This window comes from Plantibacter sp. M259 (assembly GCF_006065115.1).
Lineage (GTDB): Bacteria > Actinomycetota > Actinomycetes > Actinomycetales > Microbacteriaceae > Plantibacter > Plantibacter auratus.
Genome location: NZ_CP040750.1, coordinates 1,783,471 through 1,808,359, shown reverse-complemented (window position 1 = coordinate 1,808,359; position 24,889 = coordinate 1,783,471). Strand labels below are relative to the sequence as shown.

20 protein-coding genes are annotated in these 24,889 nt (G+C 68.8%); 17 read left to right on the top strand and 3 right to left on the bottom strand.

Annotated features, from left to right (window positions below):
* Window positions 1–82: 82 nt before the first annotated feature.
* The 5 genes from FGL15_RS08355 to FGL15_RS08335 are packed head-to-tail and all read left to right on the top strand — an operon-like array spanning window position 83 to window position 5,294.
* Complete coding sequence (locus FGL15_RS08355; RefSeq protein WP_205858711.1) at window positions 83–1,723, top strand: ABC transporter substrate-binding protein; 1,641 nt, start codon at window positions 83–85, stop codon at window positions 1,721–1,723.
* The gene (locus tag FGL15_RS08350) at window positions 1,707–2,780 is read left to right on the top strand and encodes an ABC transporter permease (RefSeq protein WP_240773864.1); all 1,074 of its coding nucleotides are present in this window, start codon (window positions 1,707–1,709) and stop codon (window positions 2,778–2,780) included. Before FGL15_RS08355 ends, FGL15_RS08350 begins: the two co-directional genes overlap by 17 nt.
* Window positions 2,777–3,658, top strand: coding sequence for an ABC transporter permease (locus tag FGL15_RS08345; RefSeq protein WP_079704282.1), 882 nt, complete (start codon window positions 2,777–2,779; stop codon window positions 3,656–3,658). Before FGL15_RS08350 ends, FGL15_RS08345 begins: the two co-directional genes overlap by 4 nt.
* Window positions 3,659–3,696: 38 nt before the next feature.
* Complete coding sequence (locus tag FGL15_RS08340; protein WP_138945686.1) at window positions 3,697–4,518, top strand: ABC transporter ATP-binding protein; 822 nt, start codon at window positions 3,697–3,699, stop codon at window positions 4,516–4,518.
* On the top strand, window positions 4,515–5,294 hold the full coding sequence (locus tag FGL15_RS08335; RefSeq protein WP_086472435.1) for an ABC transporter ATP-binding protein: 780 nt from the start codon (window positions 4,515–4,517) through the stop codon (window positions 5,292–5,294). Before FGL15_RS08340 ends, FGL15_RS08335 begins: the two co-directional genes overlap by 4 nt.
* Before the next feature lie 94 nt (window positions 5,295–5,388).
* On the opposite strand, the gene FGL15_RS08330 is transcribed toward FGL15_RS08335, so the two are convergent.
* The gene (locus FGL15_RS08330) at window positions 5,389–6,156 is read right to left on the bottom strand and encodes a DUF1353 domain-containing protein (protein WP_138945685.1); all 768 of its coding nucleotides are present in this window, start codon (window positions 6,154–6,156) and stop codon (window positions 5,389–5,391) included.
* Window positions 6,157–6,335: 179 nt separating this feature from the next.
* Between FGL15_RS08330 and FGL15_RS08325 the strand changes: the two genes are divergently transcribed.
* Together FGL15_RS08325 and FGL15_RS08320 are read left to right on the top strand one after the other, a co-directional pair.
* Window positions 6,336–7,274, top strand: a complete 939-nt coding sequence (locus tag FGL15_RS08325; RefSeq protein WP_229939153.1) for a phosphodiesterase — start codon at window positions 6,336–6,338, stop codon at window positions 7,272–7,274.
* A gap of 226 nt (window positions 7,275–7,500) precedes the next feature.
* Window positions 7,501–8,580, top strand: a complete 1,080-nt coding sequence (locus tag FGL15_RS08320) for an SDR family oxidoreductase (protein WP_138945683.1) — start codon at window positions 7,501–7,503, stop codon at window positions 8,578–8,580.
* Window positions 8,581–8,953: 373 nt separating this feature from the next.
* Here the strand turns inward: FGL15_RS08320 and FGL15_RS08315 are convergent, their stop codons facing one another.
* Complete coding sequence (locus FGL15_RS08315) at window positions 8,954–10,594, bottom strand: stealth family protein (protein ID WP_370282148.1); 1,641 nt, start codon at window positions 10,592–10,594, stop codon at window positions 8,954–8,956.
* Between the two features lie 188 nt (window positions 10,595–10,782).
* Between FGL15_RS08315 and FGL15_RS08310 the strand changes: the two genes are divergently transcribed.
* The 7 genes from FGL15_RS08310 (at window position 10,783) to FGL15_RS08280 (ending at window position 20,651) form a co-directional block, all read left to right on the top strand.
* The gene (locus FGL15_RS08310; RefSeq protein ID WP_138945682.1) at window positions 10,783–12,234 is read left to right on the top strand and encodes a CCA tRNA nucleotidyltransferase; all 1,452 of its coding nucleotides are present in this window, start codon (window positions 10,783–10,785) and stop codon (window positions 12,232–12,234) included.
* Between the two features lie 129 nt (window positions 12,235–12,363).
* Entirely contained in the window at window positions 12,364–13,680 is a 1,317-nt protein-coding gene (locus tag FGL15_RS08305; RefSeq protein WP_138945681.1) for a sugar ABC transporter substrate-binding protein, read from the top strand.
* Between the two features lie 38 nt (window positions 13,681–13,718).
* Window positions 13,719–14,738 carry a D-2-hydroxyacid dehydrogenase gene (locus FGL15_RS08300; RefSeq protein ID WP_138945680.1) on the top strand — a complete coding sequence of 340 codons (1,020 nt, stop codon included), beginning with the start codon at window positions 13,719–13,721 and terminating at the stop codon, window positions 14,736–14,738.
* Between the two features lie 242 nt (window positions 14,739–14,980).
* On the top strand, window positions 14,981–16,609 hold the full coding sequence (locus FGL15_RS08295) for an ABC transporter substrate-binding protein (RefSeq protein WP_124767789.1): 1,629 nt from the start codon (window positions 14,981–14,983) through the stop codon (window positions 16,607–16,609).
* Window positions 16,610–16,723: 114 nt separating this feature from the next.
* The gene (locus FGL15_RS08290) at window positions 16,724–17,806 is read left to right on the top strand and encodes an ABC transporter permease (protein ID WP_138945679.1); all 1,083 of its coding nucleotides are present in this window, start codon (window positions 16,724–16,726) and stop codon (window positions 17,804–17,806) included.
* A gap of 2 nt (window positions 17,807–17,808) precedes the next feature.
* Entirely contained in the window at window positions 17,809–18,933 is a 1,125-nt protein-coding gene (locus FGL15_RS08285) for an ABC transporter permease (RefSeq protein WP_138945678.1), read from the top strand.
* Window positions 18,930–20,651: an ABC transporter ATP-binding protein gene (locus FGL15_RS08280; RefSeq protein WP_079704269.1), complete on the top strand. Its 1,722-nt coding sequence runs from the start codon at window positions 18,930–18,932 to the stop codon at window positions 20,649–20,651. The genes FGL15_RS08285 and FGL15_RS08280 overlap by 4 nt, the downstream gene beginning before the upstream one ends.
* A gap of 208 nt (window positions 20,652–20,859) precedes the next feature.
* On the opposite strand, the gene FGL15_RS08275 is transcribed toward FGL15_RS08280, so the two are convergent.
* Window positions 20,860–21,174, bottom strand: coding sequence for a YbjQ family protein (locus FGL15_RS08275; protein WP_064294105.1), 315 nt, complete (start codon window positions 21,172–21,174; stop codon window positions 20,860–20,862).
* A gap of 216 nt (window positions 21,175–21,390) precedes the next feature.
* Between FGL15_RS08275 and FGL15_RS08270 the strand changes: the two genes are divergently transcribed.
* The 3 genes from FGL15_RS08270 (at window position 21,391) to FGL15_RS08260 (ending at window position 24,865) form a co-directional block, all read left to right on the top strand.
* A complete protein-coding gene (locus tag FGL15_RS08270; protein ID WP_370282147.1) occupies window positions 21,391–23,094 on the top strand; it encodes a bifunctional 3'-5' exonuclease/DNA polymerase in 1,704 nt (567 codons plus the stop codon).
* A gap of 127 nt (window positions 23,095–23,221) precedes the next feature.
* A complete protein-coding gene (locus tag FGL15_RS08265; protein ID WP_138945676.1) occupies window positions 23,222–23,458 on the top strand; it encodes a hypothetical protein in 237 nt (78 codons plus the stop codon).
* Between the two features lie 303 nt (window positions 23,459–23,761).
* On the top strand, window positions 23,762–24,865 hold the full coding sequence (locus tag FGL15_RS08260; protein WP_370282215.1) for an ABC transporter substrate-binding protein: 1,104 nt from the start codon (window positions 23,762–23,764) through the stop codon (window positions 24,863–24,865).
* The last annotated feature ends 24 nt before the right edge of the window (window positions 24,866–24,889 follow it).

Here is a 24,889-nt window from a genome sequence, read left to right as displayed (position 1 = left end):
CTGGCGGTCGATTGAGAGGATATGGCAGATTCGCCGCGAAATCGAGACAATTCTTCTTTGGTAACGGCTTGTGGATTGACGAATGATCGCGTATCGCACTACTTTCAGCTCATCCCTCCAACCAGATAAGGAGCTCCACCTTGTCACGATCCTTCAGCCGCACGAGCCGGCGCGGCATGGCGGCCCTCGGCCTCGCCCTCGCCGCCGGCCTCGCGCTCAGCGCCTGCTCCCCTCAGGTGGCTCCGATGACAGCGCGGGCAAGTCGCTCGTCGTCGACGCGTCCTTCGACCTCAAGACCGCCGACCCGAACCGCGAGTACGAGACGACCGGCTCGATCGTCGCGAAGGCGCTCTACGAGACCCTCCTCACCTTCAAGGGCGACGACGTCACCGCCCCCGTCGACGGCCTCGCGAGCTACGAGATGAACGCCGACAACACGGTGATGACCCTCACGATGAAGGACGGCAAGAAGTTCTCCGACGGCTCCGACGTGACCGTCGACGACGCGGTGTTCTCGCTGCAGCGCGTCCAGGGCGTGAAGGGCAACCCGTCCTTCCTGCTCGACGGCGTCACGATCGAGAAGACCTCGGACACGACCCTCACGCTCACCTCGGCGACGCCGAATCCAGCCCTCCCGTTCATCCTGCCGAACCCGGCCCTCGGCGTCGTGAACAAGAAGGTCGTCGAGGAGAACGGTGGCAGCGCGACCGCCGACGACGCGGCCGAGTCGTTCCTCAACACCACCTCCGCGGGTTCCGGCCCGTACAAGCTCGAGTCCTTCGACGCCGCCTCGCAGGTCGTCTTCACGGCGAACCCCGAGTACACGGGGACCAAGCCCGCGTACGAGCGCGTCGTCCTCCGCAACGTGCAGGGCCCGACCCAGAAGCTCAACGTCGAGGCCGGTGACTCGCAGGTCGCCCTCGACCTGAACCCCGACCAGGTCTCCGAGCTCGACGACTCGAAGGTGAAGATCATCGCGAACCCCTCGCGCTACATGATCTTCCTCATGCTCAACCAGGACCCCGCGATCAGCGACATCACGAGCAACCCGAAGTTCCTCGAGGCCGTCAAGCTCGGCATCGACTACGACAAGATCGTCGACCTCGCCGGCGACGGTTCCGTCCGTCCCGGTGGCTTCATCCCCTCGATCTTCAACGGTGCGCTCGACGCCGCCGACGGCAACCAGTTCGACGCCGATGCGGCGAAGGCTGCGCTCAAGGAGTCCGGCTACGCGGGCGAAGCCGTCACGCTGAACTTCCCGAACGACATCACGGTGCAGGGGCTGTCGCTCCAGAGCATCGCCGAGTCGGTCCAGGCGCAGCTGAAGTCGGTCGGCATCACCATCACGCTGGCCCCGGCTCCGGTCGCCACCGAGCTGGACGCCTACCGCGACGGCAAGGAGACCGTGGGTCTCTGGTACTGGGGCCCGGACTTCCCGGACCCGTCGAACTACCTCGCGTTCACGCCGGGTGAGCTCGTCGGCCTCCGCGCGGGCTGGCCGGCAGGCGCCGACCCGACCGTGACCGACCTCGCGAACGCGGCGCTCGCCGCGACCGACACGGACGCCCGTGCCGCCGCGTACCAGGACCTCCAGAAGGCGCAGAACGCGAGCGGACCGTTCATCCCGCTCCTGCAGCCGGCGCAGAACGTGGTCACCGCGACCACGATCACCGAGGTTCCGCTGAACCCGACGTGGACCGTCGATCTTGCCGGAATCAAGTAGCGTCGCACCGACGACGTCCAGCGCGCGAGCGGGTCTCCACCCGCTCGCGCGCTACCTCGGCATCCGGCTCGGACTCACGGTCCTCCTGATGTTCGGGGTGACGCTCGTCACCTTCACGCTGACCAACCTCGTCCCCGCGGACCCCGTGCAGGCGGCGCTCGGTGAGCAGGCCGCAGCGGATCCGACGATCGTCGCGCAGTTCCGCGAGAACGCCGGCCTCGACAAGCCACTGCCCGTCCAGTACGTCACCTACGTCGCGAACCTGTTCCAGGGGGACCTCGGTACCTCGCAGCAGACCCGCGGCGCCGTCGCGGACGAACTCGGTCGCGCCTTCCCGGCGACGGCCGAACTGGCGCTCACCGCCATCGTCATCTCGATCGTCATCGGCGTCGGCCTCGGCATGTGGGCCGCGCTGCGCCGGAAGACGATCACCGACCAGGTCATCCGGGTCGTGAGCCTCATCGGCATCTCGGTGCCGTCGTTCTGGCTCGCCCTCGTCGTCTACTTCGTGTTCTTCTCCCAGCTGCACTGGTTCCCGGGCTCCGGGCGACTCTCGCCCGCGGCGATCCCGCCGCCGAAGGTCACCGGGATGTACACGATCGACGCGTTGCTCGCCGGCCAGTGGTCGACCTTCGGCGACGCCGTCGCCCACCTGATCCTGCCCGCCTCGGTCCTGGCGCTCTACACGATCGGCCTGCTCACCCGCTTCGCGCGGTCGGCGATCCTCGAGGTGCTCGACCTCGACTACGTCCGGGCAGCGCGGGCGAAGGGCCTTCCCGGCCACGTCGTCGTGACCCGGTACGTGCTCCGCGGGGCGCTCGTCCCCATCATCACCGTGCTCGGCGTCGCCTTCGGGTCGCTGCTGTCCGGGACGGTCCTCGTCGAGAAGGTGTACTCGTGGCACGGCCTCGGCGAATACGCGTACTCCGCGGCGACCAAACTCGACCTGCCCGCGATCATGGGCGTCGGGCTCATCGTCGGCTTCGTGTACATCGGCCTGAACTTCCTGGTCGACGTGCTGTACGGCTTCATCGACCCGAGAGTGAGGGTGGCATGACCGACGTCCTCGCCGTCCAGACCAAGCGCAAGGGCCGCCTCCGCATCTCGAAGCAGCTGCGCACCCCGCTCGCCGTCGCGGGTGGTGTCATCGTGCTCTTCTGGCTGCTCGTCGCGGTGCTCGCGCCGTGGATCCGGCCGTTCGACCCGCTCGCCCAGGACTTCGACCGGCTGCAGGCCCCGAGTGCCGCGCACTGGTTCGGCACCGACCAGGTGGGCCGCGACGTCCTGTCCCGGGTCGTCAGCGGCGCCCAGGTCTCGATCCCGCTCGCCCTCATGCTCGTGATCTTCGCGATGCTCATCGGTTCGCTGCTCGGGGCGATCGCCGGCTACTTCGGCAAGGCCCTCGACGAGACCATCATGCGGATCGCCGACCTCGTGTTCGCGTTCCCGACGATCATCCTCGCGATGGTCATCGCCGCTGCGCTCGGCCCGAGCCTCACGAACGCCGTCATCGCGATGCTCATCGTGTCGTGGCCGGCGTACGCCCGCGTGACGCGTTCGCTCGTCATCGGAGCCAGGGGCGCCGAGTACGTCATCGCCGGTCGTCTGCTCGGCAACGGGCCGTTCACCTCACTCGGCAAGGACATCCTGCCGAACGTCGTGTCGCCGGTCGTCGTGCTCGCCACACTCGACGTCGGCACGGCCATCCTGCTGCTGTCGGGTCTCTCGTTCCTCGGCCTCGGTGCCGTCCCGCCCACGCCGGACTGGGGCGCCATGGTGTCCGACGGGGTGCAGAACTTCTCCTCCTGGTGGATCGCGGTCTTCCCTGGACTCGCCATCCTCACGGTGGTGCTCGCCTTCAACTTCCTCGGCGACGCGCTCCGCGACGCCCTCGACCCCCGGTCGCAGGAAGCCGTACAGGGGCGCGCGCTGTGAGCGGCGCACGCGGTGCGAGCGACCCGAAAGGACGCGACATGACGCAGGCAGCAGGCGGCACCGGTGGCGGGATCGTCATCGAGGGGCTCACGCTCGGCTTCGGTCGCGGAGCCGCCGCCAAGCAGATCCTCCGCGGCATCGACCTCGAGGTCCCCGCCGGTCGCATCACCGGACTGGCCGGTGAGTCGGGGTCAGGCAAGACCATGACCGGGCTCGCGATCTGCGGGCTCCTGCCGGCCGGCGCGGACCTCGGCGGCAGCATCCGCTTCGACGGCACCGAACTCGTGGGGCTCAAGCAACGCACCATGAACCGGTACCGCGGCACGGAGATCGCGATGATCTTCCAGGACCCGACCGCGAGCCTGCACCCCATGCTCACAGTCGAGGCCCAGCTCGTCGACCACTACCGGCACCACACGGGAGCCTCGAAGGCGGCCGCCCACGCGCGGGCGCTCGAGATGCTCGGCCTCGTCGCCGTCCCGAACCCGGAGGCGGCGCTGCGCAAGTACCCACACCAGTTCTCGGGCGGGCAGCTGCAGCGCATCGCGATCGCCTCGGCGCTCATGTGCGAGCCGTCCGTGCTCATCGCCGACGAACCGACGACAGCCCTCGACGTCACGGTCCAGGCCGGCATCCTCCGCCTGCTGCGGAAGCTGTGCGACGAGCTCGGGATCGCGATCATCCTCGTCACCCACGACCTCGGGGTGATGTCGGCGCTCGCCGACACGATCGCGGTCATGCGGCTCGGCGAGATCGTCGAGCACGGCAGCCGGTACCAGGTCATCACCGATCCGCAGCACGAGTACACCAAGGCGCTCATCGACGCGCTGCCCGACACGGGAACGGAGGCGGCGTCATGACGCTGCTGCACCTCGACGACGTCCACGTGACGTACAAGCTGCCCGGTCGCGGCACGCTGAACGCGGTCGACGGCGTGAGCTTCGACCTCGAGCCGCGACAGGTGCTCGGGCTGGTGGGGGAGTCGGGCTGCGGCAAGTCGACCCTGGCGCGAGCGGTCTGCGGCCTGGAACCGACTTCTGGTGGCGCGATCACGTTCAACGGGACGCCGATCGGCAAGCTGGGTCTTCGAAAGCGCGCACCCGAACTGCTGCGGATCCAGATGGTCTTCCAGAACCCGTACGCCTCGCTGAACCCGCGACGCACGATCGGGAGCCAGATCGAGGACGGCCTCCGGGTCAACCCGGTGCGCGACGCGTGGGACGTCGGTCAGCTGCTCGAGCACGTCGAGCTCGACGCCGCCAGCCGCACCCGCTACCCGCACCAGTTCTCGGGCGGCCAGCGGCAGCGCATCGCGATCGCCCGGGCGATCGCGGCGGGCCCCGAGCTGCTCATCGGTGACGAGCCGATCGCGTCGCTCGACGCCTCCCTGCAGGCACGGGTGGCGAAGCTCATGCGGAAGCTGGCGGTCGAGACGGGCGCGGCGCTCTTGTTCATCAGCCACGACCTGTCCGTCGTGCGGGTCATCGCGGACGACGTGGCGGTCATGAGCGCCGGTCGCATCGTCGAGCACGGTCCGGTCGACCGCGTCTGGTCCGACCCGCAGGACGCCTACACGCAGCGGCTCCTCGCGGCGATCCCGGTCGTCGACGGACTCGGCACCCTCCCCGGCGCCTAGCCGGACCCCTGCTCCGTCCCTGTCTCAGGAGCGTCTCGGCGTGTCGGGTCCCCCGCGCTCGACACGCCGAGGCGTTCCTGAGACAGGGAACGGGTCAGCGGAGGGTCGGCGGGCCGACGGGGCCGGGGGAGTCGTCGATGAACGGGCGGTCGATCGTCTCCCGCACGAGGAGTTCGAGGAGGCGGAACGCGCCGATCGCCGCGAGCTGGACGAGGAGGAGCGGCCCGAGGAGCGCACCGGCGTACGGCAACCAGACGAGGAGTCTCCGTTCCTCCCGCCAGCACACGGCAAGGACCGCGGGTGCCATCGCGAGGCCGAGCCACCCGGGCGTCGGAGCGCCGAGCACGGGCGTGACGAGTCCGATCGTCGCGACCCAGACGGCCAGGACCCCGAGGACCGACTGCCCGATCAGCACGGCGGCGACGCCTGGAGCGTGCCTGACGTACCGCTCGACCGACACGACGGCCCACATGAGCCAGGCCCGCAGGAGCGGCACCCGCTGCTGGCGGAGTCCGACGCGGAACTGTCGGTCGTCCTCGAACCGCTGCTCGAGTGCCTGGTCCGGCGGGAGCCCGAGTGCGAGGAGCGCCCGGTGGTCGTGTACGACGGCCGGCGCGGACTGCCGGCCGTAGCTGCCGATGAAGCTCCACAGGACGCCCGGGACGGACGCGAGGTCGGTCCATCCTTCCGCGCGGTCGCCGTCGCGCCCGTCGTCGGACGCCGGTGCCCACACGACGGGACCGTCAGGGGCGTGTTCCTGGAACCCGATCCGCCGCTCGAGCCGGAATCGGCGTCCGGTCGGGGGGATCTGCGCCAGATCGATCCGCTGCAGCGGCTGCTCATCGTCGTCGAGGTAGGGCATGTGGACATCCTCCCGCAGCCCACCGTCAGGTGTGAGTCCCCTGGATGTCGGCCCGTGACCTTGCTCACGAGTTTCCCGCGTCGTAGCGTGGCGTTCCGTTGCCGTTCAACCGAGTCTGGTCAGATGGTCAAACAGCTGCGATGCGGTTCGGAGAGCATCGCTCGAACGAGAGTTGTCACGTGAGTCTTCGCACGGCCGAGTACCCGAGGCCCGATCACTTCCTGCTCCATGTGAGCGACACGCACCTCCTCGCCGGCGGGGGGAGCCTCTACGACAGCGTCGACAGCGAGACGCACCTGCGTCACCTGTTCGCCGAGTTCGAGGCGTCCGGCGGTCGGCCCGAAGCGATCGTCTTCACGGGTGACCTCGCCGACAAGGGCGAACCCGACGCGTACGACCGCATCCGCTCGATCGTCGAGCCGGTCGCCGAGCGCCTCGGATCGCAGATCATCTGGGTGATGGGCAACCACGACGACCGCCAGGCGTTCCGCGCCGGGCTGTTCGGTGAGGTGCCGACCACCCGCCCGGTCGACCGCGTCTACGACGTCAACGGCCTCCGCGTCATCACCCTCGACTCGAGCGTCCCCGGGCACCACCACGGTGAGGTGTCGGACGAGCAGCTCGACTGGCTCGCCGAGGAACTCTCGACGAAGGCGCCCCACGGCACGATCCTCGCGATGCACCACCCGCCCGTCCCGAGCGTGCTCGACCTCGCCGTGAGTGTCGAGCTGCGCGACCAGGCGAAGCTCGCCGAAGTGCTCGAGGGGTCCGACGTCCGGAGCATCATCGCCGGGCACCTGCACTACTCGTCGACCGCGACCTTCGCGGGCATCCCGGTGTCGGTCGCCTCGGCCACGTGCTACACGCAGGACCTCAACGTGCCCGTCGGCGGGACGCGTGGTCGCGACGGCGCGCGGGCCTTCAACCTCGTCCACGTCTACGGCAAGACGGTCCTGCACTCGGTGGTGCCGCTGGGTGAGACCCCGCCGCTGCACTACATCGACGCCGAGGAGAGTGCGCGCCTGCTCGCTCGCGACGGCATCGAGCTGCCCGTGTCCGACACGGTGCCGGTGCAGCCGGAGCCGCCGCTGACGATGCCGATCGGCGTCCTCGTCTAGGGCTGCACCTCCCCGCTCCCTGAACTTCCCTCCGGTCCCTGAACTTCCCTCCGGTCCCTGAGCTTGTCGAAGGGCCTCGCCTTGCCCCGCTCCCTGAGCCTGTCGAAGGGCCGCACGTTCTCCGGTCCCTGAGCCTGTCGAAGGGCCGCAGCCCGGCAGGGTACCGCAGCCCGGCGGGTCCGCCGTTCCGGGAGCCTCCCCAGCCCGACGCGCCTATCGTGGACGGATGACCTCCCCAGAAGCACCCCGCACCGCACTCGTCGTCGGCGCCAGCGGCATCACCGGTTCCGCGATCGTGTCGCAGCTCCTCGAGGACGGTGGCTGGCGGATCCTCGCCCTCTCTCGCCGCGCGCCGGCGGCCCACCCGCAGGTCGAGCACGTCGCGGCCGACCTCCGGGACGCGGACGACCTCGCGCGCGCCCTCGGCGGCACCGGCGTCACCCACGTGTTCTTCACCGCCTGGTCGCGTCAGGACACCGAGGCCGAGAACATCCGGGTCAACGGCGGCATGGTCCGCGATCTGCTGGCTGCCCTCTCCGCCGAGCCCGTTCAGCACGTCGCCCTGGTCACCGGCCTGAAGCACTACCTCGGCCCGTTCGAGGCCTATGCGGCAGGCGAGATGCCCGACACCCCGTTCCACGAGGACGAGGACCGACTCGACACGCCCAACTTCTACTACGAGCAGGAGGACGAGCTCTTCGCCGCGGCTGCGCGAGCGGGGTTCACCTGGTCGGTGCACCGTTCCCACACGGTGATCGGACATGCGGTGGGCAACGCGATGAACATGGCGTCCACGCTCGCGGTGCAGGCGGCGCTCTGCAAGCGACTCGACCGACCGTTCGTGTTCCCCGGTTCCGAGACCCAGTGGAACGGCCTCACCGACATGACCGACGCCGGACTCCTCGCTGAGCAGATGCTCTGGGCTGCGACCTCACCGGCCGGTGCGGACGAGGCGTTCAACATCGTCAACGGCGACGTCTTCCGCTGGCGCTGGATGTGGCCGCGACTGGCAGCGCACCTCGGCGTCGAGCCGGAGGGCTTCGACACCGAGCCGCGTCCGCTCGAGCAGCAGATGGCGGGCGTCGAGGGCACCTGGGCCGAGTTGGTGGACGAACACGGTCTCGTCGAGGCCGACCTCTCCCGCGTGGCGTCGTGGTGGCACACCGACGGCGACCTCGGCCGGGACATCGAGGTCGTCACCGACATGAGCAAGAGCCGACTCGCCGGCTTCACCGGCTACCGGCGGACGCTGGACGCCTTCACCGCGATCTTCGACCGCCTCCGCGCAGAGCGCATCGTCCCCTGACCGGCCCCCGGTCCCTGGGCGCCCGTCTCGGTCCCTGAGCACCGTCCCGGTCCCTGAGCCTGTCGAAGGGCGGCGACCGTCTCGGTCTCTGAGCCTGTCGAAGGGCGGCGACCGTCTCGGTCTCTGAGCCTGTCGAAGGGCGGCGACCGTCTCGGTCTCTGAGCCTGTCGAAGGGCGGCGACCGTCTCGGTCCCTGAGCTCGTCGAAGGGCGGCGACCGTCTCGGTCCCTGAGCCTGTCGAAGGGCGGCGACCGTCCCGGTCCCTGAGCCTGTCGAAGGGCGGCACTTCGACAAGCTCAGTGACCGAGTTCGGCTCAGTGACTCATCCCGGTCCCTGAGCACCCGTCCGGTCCCTGAGCCTGTCGAAGGGCGGTCAGCTGAGCTTGGCGGGCTCGATCTCGAGCGCGTTCGGCACGGCGGCCTCGCGCTCCCACGGCGCCGGGAACGGGAAGTACCGCTCGAGGAAGTCGATCACCGCGGTGGTGCGCTGCTCCACCGAGATCTCCGGCCGGCTGCCGTCGTTCAGGCAGAACATGTCCTGGTCGCGCCGCTTGAGGAGTCGCTCCATCTGCCCGAGCGACTGCTTGAGCGTCGTCTCGATGTAGCGGACCTTCGCCTGGGTCTGCTGGACCGCGCGACCCGTCATGAGGCCGTAGTAGTGGTAGAACGAGTTCGTCACCGAGATGTTGTCGGCCGCGCGGAAGGCGCTGTGCGCGGTCGCGCGGAACTCCTCGGCGAACTCCTGCTCCATCTCCGCCATGATGCTCCGGCGGAGGGGGGCGGCGCAGTGCTCGAGGTGACGGGTGGTGACGCGTCCGAACCGCTCGTGCAGGAGCCGACGGTTCACGCGGGCCGCGTTCTCGAAGCCGCTGCGCGAGGGGTCGTTCGCCCCGAGGCCGATGCGGGTGGTCGCCTCCACGAACTTGCTGATGCCGCCCGGTGAGAAGAACAGTTCAGGACTGATCGGTCGGCCGAGGAACATGTCGTCGTTGGAGTAGAGGAAGTGCTCCGACAGCCCCTCGATGCGGTGCAGCTGGCTCTCGACGGCCATGGAGTTGTGCGTCGGCAGGGCGTCGAGGTCGCCGAAGAACTCCTCGCTGCGCACGATGGTGACCTTCGGGTGCTCCGCCAGCCATTCGGGCGCGGGGGAGTCGGTCGCGATGAAGATGCGTCGGATCCAGGGGGCGAAGGTGTGCACGCTGCGAAGGGCGTACTTGAGCTCGTTGATCTGGCGGAAGCGGGCGTCGGAGTCGTCGCCGTCGCCGACGACGTAGCTCTGCATCCGCTTCGCGCGGGCGCGCTGGAACTCCTCGGAGGAGCCGTCCACCCACGAGAAGACGAGGTCGATGTCGAAGGTGACGTCGCTCGCGAGCGCGCCGAACATGTGCTCGAGCGTCCGCCAGCTGCGTCCGTAGCGTTCGACGGTCGTCTCGACGGCCTCGGTGCGCGGCATGTACGTCCGCATGAGGACGTTCTCCACGGGCGCGGTGATCTCCTCGTCGCCGAAGCGCCAGAGCTCGAGCTGCAGGGCGGTCTCCATGCCGTAGCGGAGACGGCCGAGTGGTTCGATGCGCGGCCGGTACAGCCGGAACACCTCGGCCTTGCGGGCGCCGGTGAGGAGTCCGTCGGAGAGGAGGTGCGGATCGCCGGCCGGCTTCACCGTCGACATGCGCGCTTTGAGCGGCACGCTGTAGAAGGGCTCGTCGGCGAACGCCTCCGCGAGTGCGGTCTGCAGGCGCTTCCGCAGCGAGCGGTCGACGACGATGACGGGGCGGTCGTGCTCGCCCCGGATGAGGAGGTACTCGATCTCAGCCGCATCGAGCACGTCGGCGACGGCGAGCAGGTCCTCCACCATCGACTGCTGCGGGGTCAGGTGACCGTTGATGAGGGTGTAGACGCCCTTGCGCTGCACCACGTCGGGGCGGTCGAAGCGCTGCGATCGGGAGCCACCGGTCACGAGGACGAGCTCAGGGGCGGTGGTGAACGGGAGTTCCGGCGGAATCGGGTCCTTCACGGTACTGGTGAAGGCCGTCGGTGCCTGAGTGCCGACGGTTGGCCGCTGGTCGTCGAGTTCGTTCGTGATCGTGTCCGCCTCTGGTCTGCTGGGGAGTGGGTTCCTCGTTATTGTACGGCCGTCGCCCGGGACCGCTCGCGGCTTGACTGCGACGGGGTCGCAGGCGGCGTCCGGGTACGATTGACCCCATGGTGAGCGTGGCGGAATCCTTGGTGCGCCTGCAGGACCTGGCCTCGTCGCCCGTGGTCGCTCGGGTGGCGTCGGCGTTCGCCGAAGCCGGGTACGAACTGGCCCTCGTCGGCGGACCGGTTCGCGATGCGATGCTCGGTCGAACCGTGAGCGACCTCGACTTCACGTCGAACGCCTCGCCCGACCAGATCCTCGCGGTCCTCAAGCCGATGGCGAGCGCCTGGTGGGACGTCGGCCGCGACTTCGGGACGATCGGCGCGAAGGTCACCGTCACCGGCGACCACGGCGTCGAGCATGCCGACACGGTCGAGATCACCACCTATCGGGCCGACGCCTACGACGGTGTGACCCGCAAGCCGGTCGTCGCGTTCGGCGACACCCTCGAAGACGACCTGCGGCGGCGCGACTTCACCGTCAACTCGATGGCGCTCCGCATCCCCGAGATCACCCTCGTCGACCCGTCCGGCGGTGTCGAGGACCTCGTCGCCCACCTGCTGCGGACGCCGAGTTCGCCCGAGGTGTCCTTCGGCGACGACCCGCTGCGTATGCTCCGAGCCGCGCGGTTCGCCTCGCAGCTCGGCTTCCGGCCCACCGACGACGTCATCGAGGCCATGGAGGAGCGTCGCGAGACCATCTCCATCGTGAGCCCCGAGCGCATCCAGGCCGAGCTCGGCAAGTTGCTCGCGACCGATCACCCGCGCGCGGGCCTCGAGCTGCTCGTCGACACCGGCATCGCCGACCTCGTGCTGCCCGAGCTGCCCGCGCTCCGGCTGGAGCCCGACGAGCACCACCACCACAAGGACGTCTACCAGCACTCGCTCACGGTGCTCGAGCAGGCGATCGGCTACGAGCACTCGCGGCACCCCAGTGAGGCGCCCGACCTCGTCCTGCGTTGGGCGGCGTTGCTCCACGACATCGGCAAGCCGGCGACGAAGAAGACCGGCCCCGGCGCAGCCGTCACCTTCTACCACCACGACCTCGTGGGGGCGAAGCTGGCGAAGAAGCGCCTCACCGCGCTCCGGTACGACGGCGACACGATCAAGAGCGTCGCGCGGCTCGTCGAGCTGCACATGCGGTTCTTCGGGTACTCGGAGGGCGTGTGGGCCGACTCCGCGGTGCGGCGCTATGTCCGCGACGCCGGTCCGCTGCTCGAGCGGCTGCACATGCTCGTCCGCGCCGATGTCACGACCCGCAACCGGCGCAAGGCCGACCGCCTCGGCTTCGCCTACGACGACCTCGAGCAGCGCATCGTCGAGCTCCAGGAGCAGGAGGAGCTCGAGTCCGTCCGGCCCGACCTCGACGGCAACCGCATCCAGGAGGTGCTGGGCATCGCACCCGGTCGCGAGGTCGGCGAGGCCTACCGCTGGCTGCTGGAGCTGCGCCTCGACGAGGGCCCGCTCGGCGAGGAGGAGGCCACTCGTCGCCTCCTCGACTGGTGGTCCTCCCGGTGACCACCCCACCTGCCCGCGAACTGTCACAAACGCACAGTCAGACGGCGTCACACTGACCGTTTCTGACAGCTCGCGGGCGTTCAGACTGAACTGCTAGCCTCCCTGAGGTTCACGGAACGAAGGATTCTCATGCTCAAGCGACACGCCGCCCTCGCGATCGCGGCCGCCTCCGCCCTGATGCTGAGCGGTTGCGCCGCCGGATCCACCGAGCGCACGACCGTCACGGTGCGTGTCTGGGATTCCGCCGTCGCCGACGCCTACGAGACCTCGTTTGCCGCCTTCGAGCGTGAGAACCCCGACATCCGCGTCCGCGTCGACGTCGTCGAATGGGCGGACTACTGGACGAAGCTCCGCACCGACGTCGCGGCGGACACCGCCCCCGACGTCTTCTGGTTGAACAACTCATACCTCGCCGGGTACGCGGACAGCGGGAGCGTCCTCGACGTCGGGCAGACGCTCGGCAAGGACGCCTCGAAGGCCTGGGCGCCGAGTGTGGTCAGCCAGTTCACCCGGAACGACAAGCTCTGGGCCGTCCCGCAACTGTCCGACGCCGGCATCGCGGTCTACTACAACGCCGACCTTCTCGACGCGGCCGGCGTGAAGCCCGCCGAGCTCGAGGACGCGACCTGGTCGCCCGACGCGACGAAGGACACCTTCCTGCCCCTGGCGAAGAAGCTGACGAAGGACGCGGCCGGGGTCTCGGCCGACCAGCCCGGCTTCAACCCGGCGGCGCCCGCCACCTACGGCACCGGTCTCGGGTACGACCTGCAGGCCGTGCTCCTGCCGTTCATCGGCTCGAACGGTGGGAAGTACCAGGACGGCGACGACTTCGCGTTCAACGACCCGAAGACGAGCGAGTCCGTCAACTACCTCGTCAACGCGATCAACGGTGCCAAGGTCGCCCCGCCGGCCGCCTCCACGAACGCCGACGGCGACTTCGCCCGCGACGCCTTCATCCAGGGCAAGGTCGCGATGTTCCAGTCGGGGCTCTACAGCCTGAAGGCCGTGCACGACGGCGCCGACTTCCGCTGGGGTGTCGCCGAGCTCCCGGCCGGCCCTGCCGGCAAGGTCAGCGTCACGAACGGGATCGCCGCTGCGGGCAACGCGGCCACCAAACACCCCGACCAGGTGAAGAAGGTGCTCGCCTGGTTGGGCAGCACCGAGGGCAACGCGCCCGTCGGTGCATCCGGCTCGGCAGTCCCCGCCGTCACCGCGGCCCAGAAGCAGTACTTCGACTACTGGAAGGGTCAGGACGTCGACGTTCAGCCATTCTTCGACGTGATCGCCGACGACGCGAAGACCATCGCGCCCCCGACGGGTGCCGGCTACGCGAAGGGGCTCGCCGCCTACGACCCGATCTTCAAGGAGATCTTCGCCGGCACGACGCCCGTCGCGGACGGACTCAAGAAGGCGCAGGAGGCGGCCAACGCCGCCATCAACGACTGACCCCGGGCGCAGGGCATCGCAGGGCATGATGGACCATCATGCGGATCCTCATCGCGAGCCACCTCGAGCCTGAGCACGTCGAGGCGATCAGCGCCTCCCACCCCGATGTCGAGGTGCTGTACGACCCGACGCTCATCGCGGTCCCGCAGTACGTCGCCGATCACCGTGGGCCGTCACCCGAGCTGTCCGTAGCGGACCAGCAGCGATGGGAGGACATGCTCGCCCGGGCCGACGTCGCGTTCGACTTCGACTGGCAGGACCCGGCGGCACTGCCGGAGCGTGCTCCGAACCTGAGATGGATCCAGGCGACGAGCGCCGGCATCGGTGCGTTCATGCGTCGCACCGGACTCGACCGCAGCGGCATCACCGTCACGACGGCGGGCGGCGTGCATGCCGTCCCACTCGCCGAGTTCGCCCTCACCGGAGCGCTCTTCGTCGTGAAGGGCGTTCCGTTCCTCCAGCGCCGGCAGCGTGAGCGCCGGTTCGAGCGCTACACGACCAGGCAGTTGGCCGGGATGCGTGTCACCGTCGTCGGCGTCGGCGGCATGGGGTCGAACGTGGTGCGGACCTTCGACGCCATCGGCGCACGGGTGACCGCGGTGGGCCGGGTCGGTGGCACCTATGACCTGCCCGACGGCGTCGAGCTGAGCGATGTGGACCGGCTCGACGAGGTGCTGCCGGGCACCGACGTGCTCGTCCTCTGCACGGCGCTCACGCCCGAGACCGAGAACCTCATCAGCGCCGACCGGATCGCGCTCCTGCCCGACGGCGCCGCCATCGTCAACATCTCCCGTGGGCAGGTCGTCGACGAGGACGCGCTGATCGAGGCGCTCCGCTCGGGCAAGCTCGGTGGCGCGGCGCTCGACGTTTTCCGCGAGGAGCCGCTGCCCGCGGGCTCACCGCTCTGGGACCTCGACAACGTGCTCATCTCGCCCCACTCGGCGTCCACGGTGGAGAGCGAGAACGCGACACTCACGGCACTGTTCATCGAGAACCTCGCCCGCTACCGCGCAGGCGAACCGCTGCTGAACCGGTTCGACGCCGAGCGCGGGTACTGACGAACCCCGGCTGTCCGGCGATCGGACCCGGTACCTCGGCAGCGTCCGAACCGGACGAAACGCGCGGTCGTTGCGCTACAGATGTCGCTCGCGCACGTTTCGTGCTCGTAACGAATCTGCACCGGAAGCCTTCTCGGTTTGAGGGATTTGTTCGGAGCGTGCTGTAATCCTCTACAAGCACGTGCGAAGAACCTGCACACAGCCGTGCCGTCTCTCACACACAGAAAATGAGGTCGACATCAATGTCATCCCCACGTAGTGGATTCCGGAAGAGCGCCGTCGCGCTCGCGGGTCTGTCCATCACCGCCCTCGCCCTCGCCGGCTGCGCCGCCGGTGGTAGCGGCTCCAGCAGCGGTGCCAGCGGCACGATCGTCATCGGCACGACCGACAAGGTCACGACGCTCGACCCGGCCGGATCCTACGACAACGGCTCCTTCGCCGTCATGAACCAGGTCTACCCCTTCCTCCTGAACACGCCGTACAACAGCCCGGACGTCGAGCCCGACATCGCCGAGTCGGCCGAGTTCACCTCGCCGACCGAGTACACGGTGAAGCTCAAGAAGGGCCTCAAGTGGGCCAACGGCAACGACCTCACCTCGTCCGACGTGAAGTTCAGCTTCGACCGTCAGCTCGCCATCGCCGACGACAACGGCCCGTCGTCGCTCCTCGGCAACCTCGAGAAGACCGACGCTCCCGACGACCTCACCGTCGTCTTCACGCTGAAGACCGAGAACGACCAGACCTTCCCGCAGGTGCTCTCGAGCCCCGTCGGTCCGATCGTCGACGAGGACGTCTTCTCCGCCACCGAGCTCACCCCTGACAACGACATCGTCAAGGGCAAGGCGTTCGCCGGCCAGTACACGATCGACAGCTACAAGTTCAACGAGCTCATCTCGTACAAGAAGTACGCCGACTACCAGGGCCTCCTCGGCGAGGCGAAGAACGACACCGTCAACGTGAAGTACTACACCGACGAGTCCAACCTGAAGCTCGACGTCAAGCAGGGCAACATCGACGTCGCGTCGCGCAGCCTCTCCGCGACCGACATCGAAGACCTGAAGAAGGACAAGAACGTCAAGGTCGTCGACGGCCCCGGTGGCGAGATCCGCTACTTCGTCTTCAACTTCGACACGATGCCCTACGGAGCGACCACCGCTGACGCCGACGCCGCGAAGGCGCTCGCCGTCCGCCAGGCCGCTGCCGACCTGATCGACCGCGCTGCGATCGCCAAGGACGTCTACAAGGACACGTACACCCCGCTCTACTCCTACGTGCCCGCCGGCCTGACCGGTGCCACCGAGTCCCTCAAGGGCCTCTACGGCGACGGCGACGGCGGCCCGGATGCCGCGAAGGCGAAGGAGACGCTCGAGGCAGCCGGTGTGACCGTTCCGGTCGCGCTCAACCTCCAGTACAACGGTGACCACTACGGTTCCGGCTCCGGCGACGAGTACGCGCTCATCAAGGACCAGCTCGAGGCCGACGGCCTGTTCACCGTCAACCTGCAGCAGACCGAGTGGGTGCAGTACTCGAAGGACCGCACGACGGACGTCTACCCGGCCTACCAGCTGGGTTGGTTCCCGGACTACTCCGACGCCGACAACTACCTGTCGCCGTTCTTCGCCACGGACAACTTCCTCGCGAACCACTACGACAACCCGGCCGTCAACGATCTGATCAACGAGCAGCGCTCGACGACGGACGCCGATGCGCGGACGAAGCTCATCGAGCAGATCCAGGACACGGAGGCGGCCGACCTGTCGACCATCCCGCTGCTCCAGGGCGCTCAGGTGGCGGTCGTCGGCAAGGACATCGAGGGCACCGTCCTCGACGCGTCGTTCAAGTTCCGCTACGCACCCATCACCAAGGGCTGAGTAGCCTGACCAACTGATATCCGACTATGGTGAGTCGGACGTCGCGATCGGGGTGGCTCCACAGAGCCGCCCCGATCGTCTGTCCGGGCTCTACCGAGTCGGTGATCGAGGAGGATCCACTGCAATGACGGCAGCTGTCGCAACCCCACCCCCAAGGCGGCCAGACGTTCCGGAGGTGGCGGACTCTGGCGGTACCTCGTCATCCGCTTCCTGCTGATCATCCCGACGGTGTTCATCCTCGTCACCATGGTCTTCTTCCTGATGCGCCTGACCGGTGACCCGATCACCGCGGCGCTCGGAGGCCGCCTCCCGGCCGATCAGCTCGCGGAACGCATCAGCGCCGCCGGCTACGACCGGCCGCTCTTCGTCCAGTACTTCGAGTTCCTCGGGCAGATCGCCGTCGGCAACTTCGGCACGACAATCTCCGACAACCGACCGGTCATCGAGGTCCTCCTCACGTACGGTTCCGCGACCCTCGAACTCGCGATCTACGCCCTCATCGTCGCGTTCATCGTCGGCATCCCGCTCGGCATGCTCGCCGCTGCCCGCCGCGACCGGTGGCAGGACGCGGGCCTCCGCGTCTTCGCCATCCTCAGCTACGCCACCCCGGTGTTCTTCGCCGGCCTGCTGCTCAAGCTGATCTTCTCCGTCTGGCTCGGGATCCTCCCGGTCGCCGGTCGAGCGAGCACCGGCACCGAGCTGACGCTCCAGACCATCTCGAACCCGTCCGGCATCTACCTGATCGACGCGATCCGACTCGGCGATCCGACGGCGATCAGTGACGTCCTCGCCCACGCGGTGCTCCCGGCGATCGCCCTCGGCCTGCTGACGGCCGGAGTCTTCCTGCGGCTGGTCCGCACCAACGTCATCGGCACGCTCGGTTCCGGCTACGTCGATGCGGCCCGGTCGCGCGGCGTCAGCGAGTTCCGGCTCGTGACGAAGCACGCCTATCGCCCGGCGCTCATCCCGATCATCACGGTCATCGGCCTGCAGATCGCGCTCCTCCTCGCGGGCGCGGTCCTCACCGAGACGACCTTCGAATGGAAGGGCCTCGGCTTCATGCTGAGCGAATACCTCAAGGCACGTGACTTCGTCGCCGTCCAGGGGATCGTCGCGCTGCTGGCCGTCATCGTCGCCCTGACCAACTTCATCGTCGACATCATCGCGGCGATCATCGACCCGAGGGTGAGGTACTGAGCATGAGTGCTCCGACAGCCACCACCGCCGCGCAGACCGCGCCAGCGAAGCGTCCGCTGCGCGACCGCCTGCCCGTCGTCAAGCAGTTCCGCCAGTCGGTCGGGCTGCAGCGGGCGATGCTCGTCATCGGTCTCGTCGTCACGGGCGTGTTCGTGCTCATCGCGATCCTCGCGCCGCTCGTCGCGCCCTACCGGTTCAACCAGCTGCGCGGCGACGACGGCTCCTTCGGCACGCAGCAGGCGCCGAACGCGACGAACCTCCTCGGCACGACCGTCGGCGGGTACGACGTCCTGTCCCGGGTGCTCTGGGGCGCCCAGACCGCGCTCTTCGTCATCGTCTCCGCGATCATCCTGTCGATCTTCATCGGCGTCCTCCTCGGCCTCGTCGCCGGGTACTTCGGCGGCTGGCTCGACCGCGTGCTCGTGGTCGTGTGCGACGCGGTCTACGCCTTCCCGTCGCTGCTGCTCGCGATCGTCATGTCGATCGTCATCAGCCGCGGGCAGTCGAGCCTCTGGGGCGGCATCCTCGCCGCCGCGATCTCGATCACCGTGGTCTTCATCCCGCAGTACTTCCGGGTGATCCGCTCCGAGGTCGTGCGCATCAAGAGCGAGGCGTTCGTCGAGTCGGCGAAGGTCATCGGCGCGTCCAGCTCCCGCATCATGTTCCGTCACGTGCTGCGGAACGCGACCCGGACGCTGCCGCTCATCATCACCCTCAACGCCTCCGAGGCCATCCTCACGCTCGCGGGGCTCGGCTTCCTCGGGTTCGGCATCGAGCCGACCGCGGCCGCCGAGTGGGGCTACGACCTCAACCGGTCCGTCTCGGACGTCACGAGCGGGATCTGGTGGACCGCGCTGTTCCCCGGCCTCGCGATCGTGCTCGTCGTGCTTGGCATCACGCTCGTCGGTGAGAGCCTCAACGACCTGTCCGACCCGCGTCTGCGCAGCCGTCGTCGGGTCGGCGCGTCGAGTGGATCGGTCGCTGCGACGTCGAGCATCACGACCACCGGTGGCACGCCCGACAGCCCCGGTGGCGCCGGGATGATGGACGCCGAGTCCCTGGGAGCCGTGAGCGACGCCGCGGCGGACAGCGATCTGGAGAACCGACGAGAGGACGAGCGCTCATGAGCCAGTCGACGCCGACCACCGGTCCACGCGACCTCGGTACCAAGGACATCGTCAGCATCCGCGACCTCGGGGTCTCGTTCTCGACCGACGCCGGCGCCGTGAAGGCGATCAACGACATCTCGCTGTCGGTCGCACCGCGCGAGATCGTCGCGATCGTCGGCGAGTCCGGCTCGGGCAAGACGGTGACGGCCAAGACCATCCTCGGTCTGCTCCCGGAGACGGCGACGGCCTCAGGTGCCGTCGTGCTGCGCTCCCGCGACGGCTCGACGGAGCAGGACGTCGTCACGGCGTCGGCGGAGCAGCTGCGGTCCATCCGCGGCAGCGACGCGGCGATGGTGTTCCAGGAGCCGTCGACGGCGCTCAACCCCGTCTACAAGGTGGGCTGGCAGATCGCCGAAGGTCTCCGCGCGCACGGGTCGTACACGAAGGCCGAGGCCCGGGCCAAGGCCATCGACATCCTGCGTCGCGTCGGCATCCCGGAGCCGGAGGAGCGGGTCGACTACTTCCCGCACCAGTTCTCCGGCGGGCAGAAGCAGCGCATCGTCATCGCGATGGCGCTCGTGCTCGACCCCGGACTGATCGTGGCCGACGAGCCGACGACCGCGCTCGACGTCACGGTGCAGGCGGAGATCCTCGACCTCCTGCGTCGGTGCCGCGACGAGTTCGGGACGGCCATCGTCCTCATCACCCACAACATGGGCGTCGTCGCCGACCTCGCCGACCGCGTCGTGGTCATGTACCAGGGCGACATCGTCGAGGAGGCTCCCGTCCAGGAGCTGTTCTCCTCACCGAAGGCCGAGTACACCAAGAAGCTCCTGTCGTCGGTGCCGCACGTCGGCCGTGGCAAGAGCTCCGCGCCCGCCGAGGTCGAACGCGGCAAGCAGCTGCAGCTCGGTGAGCCGGTGGTGGTCGCGAAGGGCCTCGAGATCGAGTACCCGGGTCGTTTCGGCCGTGCCGGGTTCCGGGCGGTCAAGGGTGTCGACTTCACGATCCACGCGGGTGAGGTCCTCGGCCTGGTGGGGGAGTCGGGGTCGGGTAAGACCACGATCGGCCGCGCGATCGCCGGGCTCACCAAGGTGACCGGCGGCTCGCTGTCGGTGCTCGGTGTGGAGATGAACCGGGTGAAGGAGCGCGAGTTCGCCCCGAAGCGCCGCGAGATCGGGTTCGTGTTCCAGGACCCGGCGACGAGCTTCAACCCGCTGCTCACGATCGCGGAGTGCGTGGCCGAACCGCTCATCGTGCACGGTCGCTTCGGCGATGCCCGCGCGGCCCGACGCCGGGTGGACGAACTCCTCGAAGCGGTGCAGCTGCCGAAGGCGTTCGGCGACCGGTTCCCGCACGAGCTCTCCGGTGGGCAGCGGCAGCGGGCTTCGCTCGCGCGGGCGTTGGCGCTCGAACCGGCGCTGCTGGTCGCCGACGAACCGACCTCGGCACTCGACGTGTCGGTGCAGGCTCGCGTGCTGGAACTCTTCGCCGAGCTGCAGCGTGAGTTCGGGTTCGCGTCGCTGTTCATCAGCCACGACCTCGCGGTGGTCGACATCCTCGCCGATCGCATCGTCGTGCTGTACCGCGGTGACATCGTCGAGGAGGGGCCCGGCTCAGCGGTGCTCGGAGCGCCGAGCGACGTCTACACGCGTCGTCTCCTCGCGTCGCTCCCCGTGCCAGACCCGGCCGAGCAGGCCGTCCGTCGCGAGGAGCTCAAGCGCCTCCGCGCCTGACCCTCCTTCGGTCCCTGAGCCTGTCGAAGGGCCCGGTCCCTGAGCCTCACCCCCCGGTCCCTGAGCCTCACCCCCCCGGTCCCTGAGCCTCACCCCCCCGGTCACTGAGCTTGTCGAAGTGCGCCCTTCGACAAGCTCAGGGACCGGGACCGGGATGGCCCAGGGACCGGGATGGAGCTCAGGGACCGCGTCGGTTCAGGCCCCGACCTCAGCCGAGCTTGACGGCGGTGCCGTAGGCGACGACCTCCTGGTAGTTCTGGCCGACCTCGGCCGCGTCGAACCGCATCGCGAGCACCGCGTCGGCACCGAGGGCGGTGGCGGCCTCGATGAGTCGCTGCTTCGCCTCCTCGCGGCTCTCCGCGAGCTGCTTGGTGAGCCCGGAGAGCTCACCGCCCAGCAGCGCCTTGAAGTTGGCGCCGAGTTGCACGCCGGCGTTGCGTGCACGGACCGTGAGTCCGGTCACCTCGCCCAGCACCTCGGTGACCTGGCGGCCGGGGACATCGTTCATCGTCGAGATCAGCATGCTCGCAGTCTGGCACCGCTGCGCCCACCCCCATAGGGGGGATGTCCCGTCTTCGGGGACTGCTCGGCCGTGCCTGCCGCCCAGCGAGCCCGCCCCCGCTCCGTCCCTGCGCTGCCCGCACGAGACGCGGACGGAATCCGCGATTCCGTCCGGGTCTCGTGTCTCCTACGAGCGGTCGCGTCGGGCGAGGTCGGCGGGTGACGGCAGACTGGGGTGGTGCACATCGTCCTCCAGCAGCTCGACGGCGCCCGCGTGCGCGTCGTGCACCTCGAGGAGCCGCCGGCCGACGTGCGTCAGGAGAGCACCATCCCGCGCGCCGACCTCGCGGCCTTCGTCCGGCGTCTCGAAGCCGAGCCGAATCCGCCGCGCTGGGTGTGGGACGACACCACGCTCTGGTACCCGGCACTCCTCGCCGCGGGTGTCCGGGTGGCCCGCTGCGTCGACCTCCGGCTCTCCCACAACCTCATCCGCAACGCCGCATTCACCGCCGACTCCGCCCTCGCGACGGCTCCGGCCGGCCCGTGGGACGAGGTGCTCGATCCGCGCGTCGCCCAGCGTGCGGAGGCCGTGGGGACCCTTTTCGACCTCGACCTCCCGGGCGGCGAACGCGATCCCGTCGCCGAGTTCACGCTCCAGCGTGACGCCGTCGACGGCGCGACACCGCAGGGACGCTCGCAGCTCGGACTCCTCCTCGCCGCCGAGTCCGCTGGAGCCCTCATCGCCACGGAGATGACCTTCGCCGGTCTCCCGTGGGATGCCGAGGCCCACGACCGCATCCTCGCCGACGCCCTCGGCCCCAAGGTGCCGCCCGGTGTCCGTCCGGCGAAGCTGGCTGCGGTCCTCGAGGAGGTCAAGGCCGCCCTCGGAGTGCAGGAGCTCAGCCCCGAGTCGCCTGGCGAACTCCTCAAGGCCCTCCAGCGTGCCGGCATCAACGCGACGTCCACTCGCCAGTGGGAGCTGCAGGAGATCGAGCACCCCGCCATCGAGCCGCTGCTCCGCTACAAGAAATTGTCCCGTCTCCTCACCGCGAACGGTTGGACGTGGGTCGAGACCTGGGTGAAGGACGGACGGTTCCGCCCCACCTACGTGCCCGGCGGAGTCGTCACGGGCCGCTGGGCATCCGACGGCGGCGGTGCCCTCCAGCTCCCGCACCAGGTCCGCGGCGCCGTCCTCGCGGACGACGGCTGGCGTTTCGTCGTCGCCGACGCCGCGCAGCTCGAACCACGGATTCTCACGGCGATGTCCGGCGACCGCGCGATGGCCGATGCCGGACGCGGCGTCGACCTCTACCAGGGCATGGTCGACGTCGGCGCGGTCGACACCAGACCACACGCGAAGATCGCGATGCTCGGTGCCATGTACGGCGCGACGACGGGGGAGAGCGGGCGTCTCCTGCCCCGGCTCACACGCGCGTTCCCGCGGGCGATCGAGTTCGTCGAGACGGCCGCCAGGGCAGGTGAACGCGGCGAGCGGGTCAGCACCAGGCTCGGACGTACCTCACCGCTGCCCGGCGAGACCTGGCGCGAGATCCAGTCGGCCGCATCGATGGAGGGGGCCAACGCCGCCGCGACCCAGCGCGCCCGCATGGAGGCGCGCAGCTGGGGTCGCTTCACCCGCAACTTCGTCGTGCAGGGCACCGCCGCCGAATGGGCGCTGTGCTGGATGGCCGGCCTCCGGACGCGGCTGCAGGCGCTCGCCGCAGAGACGGCCGGTCCGACGGCTGCGCTCACCGAGTCGGCCCACCTCGTCTTCTTCCTCCACGACGAGATCGTCGTCCACTGCCCCGAGCAGCAGACCGAGCGGGTTGTCGCCCTCGTTCGCGAGGCGGCCGCGGAGGCCGGTCGCCTGATCTTCGGTACCGCGCCGGTCGAGTTCCCGGTCACCACCGCCGTCGTCACCTCCTACGCCGACGCCAAGTAGCCCGCGAACTGTCGGTTGATGCGGGTGTGTGCGGCCCGCACTGTTCCGAAGTGACAGTTCGCGGGCTTGACGCTGTCGAAACAGGCCGCGGGGTGGGATGGATGCATCACCGTCGAAAGGATGCACCATGACCATCGAACACCTCGAGACCCGCCCGATCGCCAGCACCATCGTCACGTCGGAGGGAGGCCAGTCGCTCGCCAGGGTGCTGGAGACCGGCGGGACGGTGATCGGCTGCGTGACCGGTTGGGTCGTCGTCGTGGGGATCTTCCTGGGGGCCTCCGTGATCGGCACCATCTGCATCGGCGGGACGGCCGCGATGCTCGCTGCGGCGTTCTTCGCGCCGGCAGGCGCAGGTGGATGACAACCGCCCGGGCCCCCACCTGTCGTATACGTATTCAATCGCATATGGCCCGCGGAATAAGGCTTCCCTAAGTCCACTGCATACGTATACCATCAGCGCATGGTACTCATCAGATATCGGGCGACACCGATCATCGCACTGGCGGCCGTGGGCGTTCTCGCCCTCACCAGCTGTGGCGCGGGCAGTCGCACCGGCAACGCGAATGCGACAACGGTGTCGTGCGGATACACGGCTCCCGAGGGCAAGACCACGGTCAACGTCCTCGCCTACAACTCGTCGGCCATCGACCCCTTCACGGACACGATGGTATCGAGTTGCTCCACCGACGACGTCACGCTGAAGCACGACCCGATCGACTTCGGCGGACAGGTGACGAAGACGACCGCGACGCTCGCCGGCGACACCGGCACGTACGACATCATCGAGACGTACGGCTTCGTCATCCCCGGCCTCGCCGAGGACGAGAAGCTCGTACCACTCGACGACCTCTACGACGAGCTCGCCGAGGAGTACGACCTCGACGCCCTGAGCGAGTCGATGCGCGCAGGCATGTCCTACGACGGCAAGCTCTACGCTCTGCCCATGCAGGCGCAGATGTTCGTCACGGCCTACCGCACCGACGTCTTCGACGACCTCGGCCTCAAGCCGCCGACCACTTTCGACGAGATGATCACTGCAGCCGAGGCCATCAAGCAAGCCGGCGTCATGGAGTACCCGATCGCCCTGCCGTGGCTCGCCACCGCGGACGTGTCGACCAGCTACCAGGCGGCGATGAACTCCCTGGGTGCGGACTTCGTGTCCGCCGACGGTGAGGTCACGCTCGACACCCCTGAGGCCAAGCAGGCGCTCGAGGCGATGCTGTCGCTCAAGCCGTACATGGACCCGCAGGTCACGACCTTCGACCAGCCGAAGGTGCAGCAGCAGATGTTCAACGGGACGGCGGCCATGTCGATCATGTTCTCCGGCCGGATGAACGACCTGACGCTGCCGGCCAACTCGAAGCTGTCCGACTCCTTCGGCTTCGCGGGGGCTCCGAAGCTCACCGCGGACGCGCCGTACTCCTACAACCGTCTGTCCATCGACGGCTGGTCGATCCCCTTCAACACGAAGCTCGACAAGAAGATGCTCTTCACGATGATGGCGTCGGCGGTCAGCGAGAAGGCGTCCAAGGCCTCCGTGCCGGCCGCGTACCCTGCGCGGGCCGACATGGTCACGGACGAGAACTCGCCCTACGGAGCGGCGGCCAACGACTCGATCGACTCGGCAATGCCGCCGGTCGTGTCGCCCTACCTGGCCGACATGACCAATGAGATCCGTCCGATCCTCGTCGAGGTGCTCAACGGCAACCTCTCCGTGGACGACGGCCTGGCACAGATGCAGGCCGCCGGCGAGAAGATCGCCGGCTGATCCACCGAGTGCAGGATCCGATGG